General features: G+C 57.5%; 13 protein-coding genes. 9 read left to right on the top strand and 4 right to left on the bottom strand.

Features of this window, described 5'->3' with window-relative positions; all coding sequences use genetic code 11:
• Positions 1-23 precede the first annotated feature (23 nt).
• On the bottom strand, positions 24-1,289 hold the full coding sequence (locus tag HDF08_RS02750; protein WP_257030850.1) for a Glu/Leu/Phe/Val family dehydrogenase: 1,266 nt from the start codon (positions 1,287-1,289) through the stop codon (positions 24-26).
• Between the two features lie 213 nt (positions 1,290-1,502).
• Between HDF08_RS02750 and trpE the strand changes: the two genes are divergently transcribed.
• The 8 genes from trpE to HDF08_RS02710 all read left to right on the top strand — a co-directional run bounded on the left by trpE (position 1,503) and on the right by HDF08_RS02710 (position 8,854).
• Entirely contained in the window at positions 1,503-3,089 is a 1,587-nt protein-coding gene (gene trpE / locus HDF08_RS02745) for an anthranilate synthase component I (protein ID WP_373563109.1), read from the top strand.
• 109 nt (positions 3,090-3,198) lie between these two features.
• Complete coding sequence (lepB, locus tag HDF08_RS02740) at positions 3,199-4,035, top strand: signal peptidase I (RefSeq protein WP_373563108.1); 837 nt, start codon at positions 3,199-3,201, stop codon at positions 4,033-4,035.
• Between the two features lie 507 nt (positions 4,036-4,542).
• Entirely contained in the window at positions 4,543-5,142 is a 600-nt protein-coding gene (locus HDF08_RS02735) for an anthranilate synthase component II (protein WP_179636992.1), read from the top strand.
• A gap of 1 nt (position 5,143) precedes the next feature.
• Positions 5,144-6,106, top strand: coding sequence for a nuclease (locus HDF08_RS02730; RefSeq protein ID WP_179636990.1), 963 nt, complete (start codon positions 5,144-5,146; stop codon positions 6,104-6,106).
• A 150-nt stretch (positions 6,107-6,256) separates the two neighbouring features.
• The gene (gene efp, locus HDF08_RS02725) at positions 6,257-6,814 is read left to right on the top strand and encodes an elongation factor P (protein ID WP_179636988.1); all 558 of its coding nucleotides are present in this window, start codon (positions 6,257-6,259) and stop codon (positions 6,812-6,814) included.
• 99 nt (positions 6,815-6,913) lie between these two features.
• Positions 6,914-7,195, top strand: coding sequence for an acylphosphatase (locus tag HDF08_RS02720; RefSeq protein WP_179585594.1), 282 nt, complete (start codon positions 6,914-6,916; stop codon positions 7,193-7,195).
• Positions 7,196-7,201: 6 nt separating this feature from the next.
• Positions 7,202-7,741, top strand: coding sequence for an adenine phosphoribosyltransferase (locus HDF08_RS02715; protein WP_179636986.1), 540 nt, complete (start codon positions 7,202-7,204; stop codon positions 7,739-7,741).
• A gap of 66 nt (positions 7,742-7,807) precedes the next feature.
• Complete coding sequence (locus HDF08_RS02710) at positions 7,808-8,854, top strand: NAD(P)-dependent alcohol dehydrogenase (RefSeq protein WP_179636984.1); 1,047 nt, start codon at positions 7,808-7,810, stop codon at positions 8,852-8,854.
• 21 nt (positions 8,855-8,875) lie between these two features.
• On the opposite strand, the gene HDF08_RS02705 is transcribed toward HDF08_RS02710, so the two are convergent.
• Together HDF08_RS02705 and HDF08_RS02700 are read right to left on the bottom strand one after the other, a co-directional pair.
• The gene (locus tag HDF08_RS02705; protein ID WP_179636982.1) at positions 8,876-10,081 is read right to left on the bottom strand and encodes a lactonase family protein; all 1,206 of its coding nucleotides are present in this window, start codon (positions 10,079-10,081) and stop codon (positions 8,876-8,878) included.
• Positions 10,082-10,100: 19 nt separating this feature from the next.
• Entirely contained in the window at positions 10,101-10,532 is a 432-nt protein-coding gene (locus HDF08_RS02700; protein ID WP_179636980.1) for a hypothetical protein, read from the bottom strand.
• 213 nt (positions 10,533-10,745) lie between these two features.
• Between HDF08_RS02700 and HDF08_RS02695 the strand changes: the two genes are divergently transcribed.
• Complete coding sequence (locus tag HDF08_RS02695; protein WP_179636978.1) at positions 10,746-12,194, top strand: GGDEF domain-containing protein; 1,449 nt, start codon at positions 10,746-10,748, stop codon at positions 12,192-12,194.
• Positions 12,195-12,269: 75 nt separating this feature from the next.
• On the opposite strand, the gene rplQ is transcribed toward HDF08_RS02695, so the two are convergent.
• Complete coding sequence (gene rplQ, locus HDF08_RS02690) at positions 12,270-12,749, bottom strand: 50S ribosomal protein L17 (RefSeq protein WP_020715205.1); 480 nt, start codon at positions 12,747-12,749, stop codon at positions 12,270-12,272.
• Between the last annotated feature and the right edge of the window lie 25 nt (positions 12,750-12,774).

The following is a 12,774-nucleotide window of genomic DNA, read 5'->3' as shown; positions in this document are numbered from 1 at the left end:
CTCTTTTTGCCGTTGCAGGAACGTCAGGCGTAGATGCCGCGCTGCTTGGTGGTGTAGGCTACGCGATCGATTGCCAGCATATAGGCCGCGATGCGGTTGTTGACGTTGTGGGTCTGGGCATAGGTGACGACGTCGTGGAAGCTCTCGGTCATGATGTTGTCGAGGCGCTGGTTGACCTCAGCCTCGGTCCAGAAGTAGCCCATGCGATCCTGCACCCACTCGAAGTAGCTGGTGGTGACACCGCCGGCGTTGGCGAGGATGTCGGGAATGATGAAGACGCGCTTGTCGGCGAGGATCTCGTCGGCAATGGTGGTCGTGGGGCCATTGGCGCCTTCACAGAGAATCTTGCAGCGGATGCGGTCGGCGTTGCGGCTGGTGATGACGTTTTCGGTTGCTGCGGGAATAAGGATCTCGCAGTTGTAGGTAAGCAGCTCGTGCTTGTCGACAGCCTCGGCTTCGGTAAAGCCTGTGATGGTGCCGGCGCGCTTGCGGTGCTCGATGAGGGCGTGGATGTCGATGCCGTTCGGGTTGTAAAGTGCGCCGTCATACTCGGCGATCCCGATGACGGTGTAACCCTTCTGTGCGAGCAGCTTCGCGGAGTTCGAGCCGACGTTGCCGAAGCCCTGAACGATGACTCGGCAGCCGTCGATGGACATGCCGAGATGCTTGATGGCCTCATCGCAGACGACGGAGACGCCGCGGCCTGTGGCTTCTTTGCGTCCGCGGGAGCCACCGAGGTTGACGGGCTTGCCGGTGACGACGGCGTTGACGGTCTGGCGCATGTGCATGGAGTAGGTGTCCATGATCCAGGCCATGGTTTGCTCGTCGGTGCCCATGTCGGGGGCGGGGACGTCTTTTTCCGGTCCGATGAATTCGATGAGTTCTGCGGTGTAGCGGCGGGTCATGCGTTCGAGTTCACCCTGGGACATCTTTTTGGGGTCGCAGATGACGCCGCCTTTGGCTCCGCCGAAGGGGATGTTGACGACGGCGCACTTCCAGGTCATCCAGGAGGCGAGGGCGCGGACTTCGTCGAGAGAGACGTCGGGGGAGTAGCGGATGCCGCCTTTGGCGGGGCCACGGGCTACGGAGTGCTGCACACGATAGCCGGTGAAGACTTCAATGGAGCCGTCGTCCATGCCGACAGGGATGTGGACGATGAGTTCACGGGAGGGGTAGCGGAGGACCTTCCAGATGCCTTGATCGAGATTGAGTTTTTTTGCGGCGAAGTCGAATCGAGCGGCCTGGGCTTCCCAGGGGTTAGTCTCCTGCTCGAGCGTAAGGGTCTGCATTTTTACGTTCCTTTGTTCTGTTGCTGGTATCAGCGATTCTCCGGCCATCTTTTGCCTCACAAGAAGCAGGATACAGCTTGTGCCAGACCGGTCTGTGGCCAAACTCGAGGAGTATAGGCTCGCGAAACGACGATGTGCAATGAAACCAATGGGGGAGGACCGCCGTAGTCAAGGTTAGCCGATTCGACCTAAAACCTGCATAAAGACGCATTTATGATGGAGGAAGCCATGCCTTCCTTCAACTCCAACTCCCTCCCCTCTGCTAGTGAATTTCTGAAATTAAGCCGCAAACACTCGCTCGTGCCCGTTTATCGCACGGTGACGGCAGATCTCGAGACTCCCGTCTCGGCATTTCTGCGGATTGCCTCCGAGGAGCCAGAGGCGTTTCTGCTGGAATCGGTCGAAGGTGGCGAACATGTTGGGCGTTACACCTTCATCGGCATTCAACCTTATAAAAAGATGGTGGCCCGGGGGACGCACATTACCGTTCGCGAGGGGCGACGGGAGAGCGCGTTCGAGGGGGATATCTTCGAGGAGCTGAAGCGGGCGCTGAGTGGGCATACTCCGGTGCGGTTGCCGGGACTGCCTCCGTTTACGGCTGGGGCGGTGGGGTTCTTTGCGTATGACGTCGTGCGGCAGATTGAGAAGCTGCCCTCGCTGGCGAAGGATGAGTTGGGGGTGCCGGATGCCTGCCTGATGTTCTTTGATCAGGTGCTGGCCTTCGACCATGTGAAGAAGGAGATTCACCTGATGGTGACGGCGGACCTGACGCATGAGGCCCGCGAGGGTGCGTATGAACGGGCGGTTCGAAGGCTGAACAAGATGGAGAGGCGACTGGCGGAGGCACTGCCGGTGCTTCGGAAGAAGAAGCCTGAGGGGAAGTTGAAGATTACTTCGCGGACTCCTCGGCTGAAGTTTCTAAAAGCGGTGGAGAAGGTAAAGGAATACATCGCTTCGGGGGATGTGTTTCAGTGTGTGCTGTCGCAGCGATTTGATTGTGTGCCGGGGGTGGATGCGTTTGAGATTTATCGGGCGCTGCGGATTGTGAATCCTTCGCCGTATATGTATTTTTTGCGGTTTGGGTTGGATGACGCCGCTGGGGCTGGGTTGAAACCCACGTCTGCAAAAGCGAGACGTGGGGCATCCGGTTCTGTGCCGCCACAATCTTCTGTGGCGCATATTGTAGGGTCTTCGCCGGAGCTGCTGGTGAGGGTGCATGGGCGCGAGGTGGAGTATCGGCCGATTGCCGGGACGCGGCCGCGGGGTGTGGATGAGGTGAAGGATCGGGCGATGGAGGCGGATCTTCGCGCAGATGAGAAGGAGGTGGCCGAGCACATTATGCTGGTCGACCTGGGGCGGAACGATGTGGGGCGAGTGAGTGAGTTTGGGTCGGTGAAGGTGAAGGATCTGATGTTTGTGGAGCGGTACAGCCACGTGATGCATATGGTGAGTTCGCTGGAGGGTAGGCTAAAGGCGGGGTTGGGGGCGCTGGATGCGTTTCGTGCGTGCTTCCCTGCCGGGACGCTGAGCGGTGCGCCGAAGATTCGGGCGATGGAGATTATTGAGGAGTTGGAGCCGGCTCGGCGTGGGGTTTATGGGGGGAGTGTGCTGTATGCGGACTTCAGCGGGAATCTGGATTCTTGCATTGCGATTCGAACGCTGTATATGAATGGAGAGCAGGGACACTTTCAGGCGGGGGCGGGGATTGTGGCGGATTCGGTGCCGGAGAAGGAGTTTGAAGAGTGTGGGAATAAGGCGCGGGCGGTGGTAAGGGCGATTGAGCGGGCAAGAGGTGTTTAGGGGTATGTGGTTGAGTCGCGTCGTTCACTACTAGAGTCGATTGTCAAGGTTGCCGATAACCCCGTTTGTTGGGTGGCTATGAGAAACTGGTTTTCGGAACGAGGAACTCGTGAGCGAACAAAATAGGGACGGCTCTCTGCAGACTGAGGAAGCACTGACTAGCTCACTACATACAAGCGCAGGCACAAGAGAGAGAGCTGAGACACCATTGGAGGCGCTGTCCTCTATCTGTGTAGTTCTGGTTGCGGGGCTCTTTGTTATGAACTTCGTCTTCCAGAACTTCGTGATCCCTTCCGGCTCGATGGAGAAAACGCTTCTGATCGGCGATCACGTTCTCGTAGATCGAATCACCTTCGCGCCGCCTATCGGGTGGGCTCCCTTTGTCCACTATCGCGAGCCGCAGCGCGGTGACGTGATCGTCTTTTACAAGCCGAATCCTGAGACGCCTGACCTCATCTTGGTAAAACGCCTCATTGGGGTTCCTGGTGACCGCATTCACCTTATACATGGGGTCGTTTACCTTAACGGAGTCGCTCAAAACGAGTCTTACGCGGCAATGCCGAAATTTTCGGCCGATCCAGATGACGAATACAGTCCTGCGCGTGATGATTTTCCAACACGGGGCACGCCACCTGGCTCCTTTGAAGTCTGGTCCCAGGCATTACCTTCGCATGTACAAGGCGGTGATCTGGTAGTGCCACCGGGGAATTTCTTTGCCATGGGCGATAACCGCGAGCATAGCGCAGATGGGCGCTTCTGGGGCTTCGTTCCACGAGGCAATATCCTCGGGCGACCACTCTTCAACTATTGGTCTTTCGAAGCGACTGCAGCCCAGATGGACGCACAAGGGGCCAGCTTGGGCGCTCGTGCCAGCTCATTTTTCACGACCGCTTTGCACATATTGAATAAGACCCGATGGAGCAGAACTGGTCATCTGATACGCTAGGCTCCCGCAAAGTCGCGTCGTCGGCAATCTCGCCGATGAAGCTGCCGACAACCCCGTTTTAAGGATGCCTCTACATAGCCACGAAAGCTGACAGCAGACTGCCATACCAACCGGCTAAAACTAGATGTTTATCCGCTGCAAAGCCCACCGAGGCGAGACCGAACTGCTTTGCATCATCCCGCATGACAATCTTGTATCCGTCTGCGCTGTCCTCTGCCCGACAAGCCAAGCATCCAGGACCACATCCTTTAGGCTCCCGTCGGAAACTGTTCTGGAGATTAATAAGATTCTCTTGGGTCGCATGACAGCTTGCTCCAGCGTGATTTTGTGGGCATTTGTGACTGAAAGGACCTTGGCTTCCTCGCGTACCAATGATTGAACTTCACTAGATGTCATAGATTCGATTTTGCCGGACGACCGAGGCTCCCGGAAAGTCGGGTTATCGGCAAGTTCCTACTAAGCATCGACAATAGCGCACTGTCTGGAGCGTAGAATTTAAGGATTGCTATGGTCTTTGTTCTGGATAACTACGATTCGTTTACTTACAACCTGGTGCAGTATATGGGTGAGCTTGGGGCCGAGATGATGATTCGGCGCAACGATGAGCTGACGCCGGAGGAGGTTGAGGCGCTGCGGCCGGAGAGGATTTTGATCTCGCCGGGGCCTTGTACGCCGCAGGATGCGGGGATCTCGATGGAACTGATCAAGCGCTTTGCCGCGCTCGGGGAGGTGGGTGGGCGGAGGGTGCCGATTCTTGGGGTGTGCTTGGGGCATCAGGCGATTGGGGCGGCGTTTGGGGGCAATGTGATTCGCGCGCCGAAGCTGATGCACGGCAAGACGAGCGAAGTGGAGCATGATGGGAAGACGATCTTTGCGGGGATACCGTCGGCGATGACGTGTACGCGGTACCACTCGCTGATTGTGTCGGAGGAGGGGCTGCCGGAGGAGCTGGAGGTGTCGGCGCGGACGGCTGATGGGGAGACGGGCGTGAGCACGATCATGGCGCTTCGGCATCGCGAGTTGCCGATTGAAGGCGTGCAGTTTCATCCGGAGAGCGTGCTGACGGTGCATGGGAAGCAGATCATTCAAAATTTTCTGAAGATGTAGGGTGGGTGCGATGGTGTGTCGGCTGATGGTTGTGTTCGCGATGGGGTGTGGAGTGGCGCGAGCGCAACAGCCGATCGGGGTGGTTGGGATTCAGAACGCCAACGTTGCGGGGGCACTTGAGGTCAGCAACGGTCAGGCGATTCTGGTGGGGAATACAACCGTCACGGCGAGAGATCACACGGCTGAGATTGAGTTGAAGCGAGGCGGCACAGTGCGGGTGTGCGCGACCAGTGGGCTGCATGTGACCGCTGGTCAGGGAATGGCGGGTCAAGGAGCGACTGGCCAGCAGCCGTTGATGCTTGCGCTGGATCGTGGGGCGATTGAGGTGCAGATGGCCGCGACGACGCACGATATGGTGTTAACGCCGGACCTGCGTTTTACGATGCGGGGAGACGGGCCGCTCGACCTGCAGCTACGCGTGACGAGGAACGGCGATACGTGCGTTGAAAATCGTGGGACGCAAGCGCCCGTACTAAACATCGCAGACCAGTTTGGTGAGACAAGTTACGTACTGAACCCCGGGCAGCATGTACTCTTCGAACATGGCAGCTTGAAAGAGGTGGTTGACCACGAGAGTTCGTCGTGTGGCTGCCCTCCAGAGCCTGCTCCGGCACCTGCGATGACGGTTGCCGACGCACTTTTGAACCCAGGTGACGCTTCAAAGACTACAGCGGAACAGCATCCCTTCCCTGCCGCCGTGAGCGCCGGATTGGCTCCAGTCGCGGTGCCGCAGGCTCCTACAGGAGATCTGCATGAGCAGGTTGCCGCGACCCTCAGCTCTGGTGAGGGAGCGGATAGCCTGACATCGGCTGCTTCGCCGGATCCAAAGGGAAAGACCGGCGAAGCAACTACGAAGGCGTCCGCGCAGACTCCACCCCCGCCCAATTCACCACCGCCAACGTCTCCTCGTCACGGTTTCGCGCACACTCTGGGCCGGTTCTTTCGCAAGATCTTTGGCGACTGATCAGAAGCCCGCGTCAATAGGCGCAACGAAGCAGGAAACATGCTCTCTGAGCTACAATTATAGGGTTGTGGGGCTGACGGCAGAGATGCCGATGCCTCCACAAAAATTCTCAGTACAGCTGAATTCAGCACAGATCAGGGGTTTTCTTTTATGTCGATTCCCGCAACGCAGATGCGCCCGGGCATGATTATCAAGTACAGGGACGATCTTCACCTGGTGTTCTCGGTAGAACATCGCACCCCCGGCAACCTCCGCGCGTTCATCCAGGCAAAGCTTCGCAATGTGCGCACTGGCGCGATGTTCACGGAACGCTTTCGCTCGCCTGACCCGATTGAACGCGTCTACGTGGACGAGGTGAAGATGGAGTTTCTGTACAACGACGGCGATGAGTACTACTTTATGGATGACAAGTTTGAGCAGACCATGTTGAAGCGCGAGACCCTGGGCGATGCCGTAGATTATCTGCTGCCGAATCTCTCGATCAGTGTCAGCTTTCATGATGGCAAGGCAGTCGGCATCGAGCTTCCGGGAGTCGTCGAGATGACCGTGATGGAAACCGAGCCGGGAATCAAGTCGGCGACAGCGTCGTCGGTCTCCAAGCCAGCAAAGCTCGAAACAGGGCTCGTCGTGCAGGTGCCCGCTTTCATTAATGAAGGCGAAAAGATTCGCGTGGACACCGCAGAAGGCGCCTATATGAGCCGGGCGTAATAACTTCATTCCTGGAGATGGCGGAGTCACCAGCTCCGCCTTTACTTTCGTCTGCTGCGCCTTGCATGGGGGTAGCTGCTCTGCGAAACTGGAGGCTGCATGGTGTGCCATTACCTCGTAAAAGGTCGCGTGCAGGGCGTCGGATTCCGCTGGTTCGTACACCAGGAGGCGGCCGAGATTGGCCTGCGCGGATGGGTCCGCAACACCGACCAGGGCCACGTCGAGATCGTTGCGGCGGGGAAACCAGAAGAGCTTGCCGAGTTGAAGGATGCGCTGCGGAAGGGTTCGCGCGGCAGCCGCGTCGACGCTGTAGAGGAACAGGAACTGGTCGAGAGCGAAGGCGCGCAGCTCGGACCATTTGAGATTGAAGGAGCCTGGTAAGAACTGATGACACTACCGATTAATTGTGAACCCCTGAAGACTCTGATCCGCACCGTGCCGGACTTTCCCAAACCTGGGATTCTGTTCTACGACATTACGACGGTCTTGAAAGATAAGGCGGGGTTCGCCACGCTGATCGACGCCTTCGCACAGTACTACATTGGGAAAGAGATCGACCTGGTGCTGGGCATCGAAGCTCGCGGCTTCATCTTCGGACCAGCGCTGGCGTATCGCTTGAACGCGGGATTTGTGCCGGTGCGCAAGCCAAGGAAGCTGCCCGCACCTACTGCTCGAGTGAATTACGATCTCGAGTACGGGACCGATGCTCTGGAGATTCATCTCGATGCCATCCAGCCGGGCGAGCGCGTAGTCATCGTGGATGATCTGCTCGCGACCGGGGGGACCATGCAGGCGACAGTGCAACTGGTGCGGCAACTCGGCGGCGAGATTGCGGGGCTTGGGTTTGCGATTGAACTTGATTTTCTGAAGGGCCGCGAAAAGTTTCAGGAGTACGACGTATTGAGCCTGCTCCACTATGACGAATAACTGAATCGAGCCAAAGCAACGTCTCTTAATTGCTGGCCGTCATACTGCAACGACAAAGGGGAAAAGATGAAGTCACATGGATATGCGGTGCACGATAAGAAGTCGCCTCTGGTTCCTTTCAGCTTTGAGCGACGTGAGCCAGGCGCGAACGATGTCGTCGTTGAGATCGCTTACTCCGGTGTGTGCCACTCGGATATCCACCAGGTTCGTGACGAGTGGGGTGGTTCAATCTATCCGATGGTGCCAGGGCATGAGATCGTCGGGCATGTGACCGCGGTCGGTGGTGCGGTAAAGAAGTTCAAGGTGGGGGATCTTGCCGCCGTTGGAGTGATCGTCGACTCCTGCCGAGTGTGCGAAAACTGCAAGGCCGACGAACAGCAGTACTGCCTGAAGGGTGCAGTCGAGACCTACAACAAGCGCGACTACGCGGGCGAAGTCACCTACGGTGGCTACGCCAACAATATCGTTGTGAACGAGAACTACGTCCACACGATCTCACCGAAGCTGAACCTCGCCGCAGTAGCGCCGTTGCTGTGCGCAGGGATTACAACCTACTCCCCGCTACGCCACTGGAAGGTTGGGAAGAACAGTAAAGTGGGCGTTGTTGGACTTGGCGGCCTGGGTCACATGGGTTTGAAGTTTGCCCATTCTTTCGGCGCGCATGTGGTGCAGTTCACCACTTCCGAAAACAAGATTGATGACGCGAAGAAGCTGGGTGCCGATGAGGTGGTTGTCACCAAAGACGCCGCAGCTCTAGCCAAACATACCGGAAGCTTTGACTTTATTCTCGACTGCGTTTCGGCGCCCCACGATATAAACCAGTACCTGAATCTGCTGCGATTGAATGGAACCCTGTGCCTTGTGGGTCTTCCTGAAACCCCGTTGTCGGTAGCTCCATTTTCCGTGGTGGCCAATCGGCGCTCGCTGGCAGGATCGGGGATCGGCGGGATGAACCAGACGCAGGAGATGCTGGACTACTGTGCAGAGCACAACATCGTCTCCGACATTGAGCTGACCTCAGTCGACAGGCTGAACGAAGCCTATGAGCGGGTCTTGAAGGCTGATGTGAAGTATCGCTTCGTCATCGACATGGCAACGTTGCCTAAGGGTTAGTCGGCCGCTTGTCTTCGCGGCTTAGGCGATGAGGGTAAACAGCGGCGAATCCAAAGCGACGGTCTGCGCAGGGCCAGCGAGCTTTCCCGTAGCGGCATCGCGGCGAAAGACCGTGACATTCGCGGAGTCCTGATTCGCGCAGAGCAGCCATTGCGCCGTCGTGTCCAGTGTGAAGTGGCGAGGCGTTTTACCACCGCAGGAGATCCGCTGAAGCACCGCAAGGTCGCCGTTTCTTGCAATGGAGAAGACGACCAGAGAGTCTTCCCCACGATTGCTGGCGTAGAGAAAGTTTCCGTCAGGAGAGATAGTGAGCTCCGCAGCGGTATTCTTCTCAGCGGGAAAGTCCGCCGCGATCGTCTTGATTGAGAAGGTGGAATTAACCAACAGGCCCTGCGGCGCATTGCTGAATCGGGTAGCCGTCCACAGACAACGATCAATGCTGGAGTCGATCTCATTGATGACATAGACCCAGCGGCCGTTGGGATGGAAGACGACGTGGCGCGGTCCTGAACCTGGACGCTCGTTGGTGAATAGATGTGGGTCGGAGAGTTGGCCTGTCTCAGGATGAATGTAAAAGACTGAGATATGGTCGGTACCGAGATCGCAGACCAGCAGGAAGCGGTCATCGGGCGAGATGGTAACGCAATGCGGGTGCGAGTTGTCCTGACGAGCAGAGTTAGGACCGAGTGCTCCGAACTTCTGATGATCCTTGAAGTCGAGGCATTCGACCGGATGGCTGAGCGTTCCATCTGATTGGACGCGATAGGAGGCGACAGAACCGCCGAAGTAGTTGGCCACGAAGGCGGCGTGACCGGTAGAGTCTACCGAAATATAAGCCGGCCCGGCACCACCAGAGGGAACCTCCCCGGTCTGCTGAAGATTGCCACTCCCCGAATCCAGCATGAAACTTGTAACGGTGGCTCCAGGATCGTTGATGGCGTTGACCGCATAAAGCGAGCGGCGTCCGGCTCCAGGTGGAGTGACCGCAAGATAAGAGGGCCGGACCGTGGCGGCAATCAGCGTAGGCGGAGTCAGTTGACCAAGAGCAGGATCAAAGGTCGACCGGTAGATACCTTTGCTGACTCCCTTGTTCGTGTCGGTTCCGAAGAAGACATGAATCGGCGGCGGCAAGGCCACTTTCTTCTTTCGAGTGGGCCATGCGGCAAAGGCGCGCGCAGTGGCTGCGAAGGCAGGAAACAAGACAAGGAATCGGCGTCGCGAGAACATAAACCAACCTCCCGTGAGGTTATGCTGGTTCGCCTGGAAGGTGGATGCCCAACTCGTCTTCGGCCCGAAGATTGTCGTTGATGACGGGAAGGCTGGGAAGATTGTCGGTACGGCCAGCCTCTTTGACAACAGCGCTAGCGTGTTCGAGGACCTCATCGACCGTCATGGTGTACATCTCGCGCCCATTGTCGTAGCCGGACTTGACAGCGTGCTGAAGATATCGGCCGGCGGTCTGCGCGGCAAGATAATCCGTAATGACATGCCCCGTGCGTCGCTTCTGCTCGACCCATGCCAGGTTCGGCATGGCGATCCAGACTGGCCTGCCATTGACGGCAAAGCGGATGTCGGTGGCATCGGCATGACGCGTCGCGATGGCCACTATGGTGCCCTTCCATACGCAGTGAAGGTCTTCTCCGGTCCAGCGGTCGGTTACTTTGAAGTCTTCATACATGATTGTCTCTAGATTAGAGCAGGGGGAAAGGATGAGCAAGGCAGAGGCCGAAAACCATTGAAATTTGTGTGGATCTGCTTTTAATTGGGCTAATTTGTTGCAGGTATTCCCACAATAGGAATAAAGCACGAGGTTACTTTCGTAAGCACTTGAAATTGTCTCTGGCTTATGCTGGTGACGGCAGCTATTCTTATCTTGATTTTACGGTGATTGATGAGCGTGCGTCGAACAGAAGCTGAAGCCGCTACCTTAAGGGCGATCTGGACACGTGATTTGTTGGACTCCCAGCCAGAGCTTGAATGTGATGAACTGGTTAGGCTTGCTGCCTGTCTTTGCGGAACTCCACTTGGCCTGGTGACGCTGCTCGATGAGCGGCACCAATGGTATCGTGCGTCTGAAATACTTAAGATGGGCGAGACTCCGCGGGAGGTGGCTTTTTGTGCCCACGCGGTACGGCAGACTGGGCTCTTCATGGTGAAGGATGCCCTGCTGGATAGCCGTTTTTCCAGTAATCCCCTAGTTACTCTTGATCCGGCGATCCGCTTCTTTGCCGGGGTGGGTTTGCATGACTCCGATGGCGAGCCGATCGGGACCTTCTGCGTGGTCGATATGTCACCTCGCATCCTTAGCGAGGATCAGTCCGAGGCTATCGAGATCTTCGGACGACAGATAAGTCTTCGACTGCAAGCGATCGTTCAGCGCCGGGCACTAGAACAGGCACTGGCGGAAAAAGAAAGAGCGAGCGCAGGGCTCCGGGCAAGCGAGGAGCTCTTTCGCGCGTTCATGAATGCCAGTCCGTTTCTGAGCTATATCAAAGATGCTGCCGGGCGACTACTCTTCTACAATCGCAGCTTCGCGCAGCGGTTTGGGGTAAGCGAGTATGCGTGGCTCGGACGAACCGACGAGCAGCTATGGTCGAGAAAGCTGACCAAATCCGTACGAACTCATGATCTCGAAGTGATGGCAGGCGGAAAGATGGTCGAAACCGAGGAGCACATTCGAAACTCTGACGGATCGGTCAGTTCGCTGCGGTCGTTCAAGTTTCCCTGCCATGACTCTGCGGGGAACGTACTGCTGGCCGGGGTGGCCGTCGATGTGTCAGAGGAGGTAGCGCATCAGGCTGAGCTGGAACGCTATCATCGCGAACTCGAAGATGCCAACGACCAGCTGCGCAAGCTCGCTGTCACCGACGAACTTACGGGATTGCGCAATCGCAGATCTTTCGAGGAGCGGCTGGTGATGGAGTTCTCGCTGGCGCGACGGAGGAAGCGGGAGCTTTCCGTACTTCTGATCGACGTTGACGACTTCAAAACGATCAACGACCGCTGGGGTCACGCGGCCGGTGACGAGGTGTTGCGACGACTGGGCATGATTCTGCGAACGACAGTACGGTTGCCCGATCTGCCTGCGCGGTACGGAGGGGAGGAGTTTGTGGTCCTGCTACCAGAGAGCGGCGAAGAGAGCGCCATGGGTCTCGCGCGACGGGTTATGCAGCGGGTCGCGACGGAGGACTGGGAGAATCAGCCGTTGACCATCAGCGTAGGAATGGCTTCGATGAACGAGTCGCTTGAGAATGGATTTCAACTGGTAGAACTGGCGGATGAAGCGTTATATGCAGCCAAGCGTGCGGGAAAGAATCGCGTCGTGGTGCACAGCGGCTAGATTATTGCGTTCTTACAAACACAAAAGAGGCGCATCCATAAGGTGCGCCTCTTTATGTTGCTATCTGTCTGAAGTTTACGCTTCGGCGTTCGGATCGCCGGCTTCGCCTTCGCCGCGCTCTTCCATCTGCTTGGCGAGTTCCTCGCGCTTCTTGGTGCGAGCTTCGGCGCGCTTCTGAGCCTTCTCGTTGAGCTCATGCTCTGCACCGAGAAGTTCGATGTAGGCCATCTCGGCGGCGTCACCTTTACGGGCTCCGAGGCGAGTGATGCGGAGATAGCCGCCCTGGCGTGCAGCGTAACGCGGGGCCACGGTGGCGAAGAGGCGGTCGACCGACTCAGGCGTCATCAGGTAAGCAGCAGCCTGACGGCGGGCATGAACGGTGCCGCGCTTGCCGAGGGTGATCATCTTCTCGATGAGAGGACGAGTCGCCTTGCACTTGGTGATGGTGGTCTCGACGCGGTCCATCAGGATGACAGAGGTGACGAGGTTGCGCAGCATGGCGCGGCGATGGCTGGTGTTGCGGCCTAGTTTGTATCCTGCATTACGGTGACGCATCGGTGATCTCCTTCGACTCGGCTCT

Source organism: Tunturiibacter empetritectus (genome assembly GCF_013410875.1).
Classification (GTDB): domain Bacteria; phylum Acidobacteriota; class Terriglobia; order Terriglobales; family Acidobacteriaceae; genus Edaphobacter; species Edaphobacter empetritectus.
The sequence above is the reverse complement of the archived record's forward strand: the minus strand, read 5'-3'. Positions and strand labels throughout refer to the sequence as shown.

Excerpts from the sequence above, each read along its gene's own strand:
- HDF08_RS02750 (WP_257030850.1), bottom strand. The coding sequence starts at position 1,289 with ATGCAGACCCTTACGCTCGAGCAGGAGACTAACCCCTGGGAAGCCCAG.
- trpE (WP_373563109.1), top strand. The coding sequence starts at position 1,503 with ATGATGGAGGAAGCCATGCCTTCCTTCAACTCCAACTCCCTCCCCTCT.
- HDF08_RS02735 (WP_179636992.1), top strand. The coding sequence starts at position 4,543 with ATGGTCTTTGTTCTGGATAACTACGATTCGTTTACTTACAACCTGGTG.
- efp (WP_179636988.1), top strand. The coding sequence starts at position 6,257 with ATGTCGATTCCCGCAACGCAGATGCGCCCGGGCATGATTATCAAGTAC.
- HDF08_RS02720 (WP_179585594.1), top strand. The coding sequence starts at position 6,914 with ATGGTGTGCCATTACCTCGTAAAAGGTCGCGTGCAGGGCGTCGGATTC.
- HDF08_RS02715 (WP_179636986.1), top strand. The coding sequence starts at position 7,202 with ATGACACTACCGATTAATTGTGAACCCCTGAAGACTCTGATCCGCACC.
- HDF08_RS02710 (WP_179636984.1), top strand. The coding sequence starts at position 7,808 with ATGAAGTCACATGGATATGCGGTGCACGATAAGAAGTCGCCTCTGGTT.
- HDF08_RS02705 (WP_179636982.1), bottom strand. The coding sequence starts at position 10,081 with ATGTTCTCGCGACGCCGATTCCTTGTCTTGTTTCCTGCCTTCGCAGCC.
- HDF08_RS02700 (WP_179636980.1), bottom strand. The coding sequence starts at position 10,532 with ATGTATGAAGACTTCAAAGTAACCGACCGCTGGACCGGAGAAGACCTT.
- HDF08_RS02695 (WP_179636978.1), top strand. The coding sequence starts at position 10,746 with ATGAGCGTGCGTCGAACAGAAGCTGAAGCCGCTACCTTAAGGGCGATC.
- rplQ (WP_020715205.1), bottom strand. The coding sequence starts at position 12,749 with ATGCGTCACCGTAATGCAGGATACAAACTAGGCCGCAACACCAGCCAT.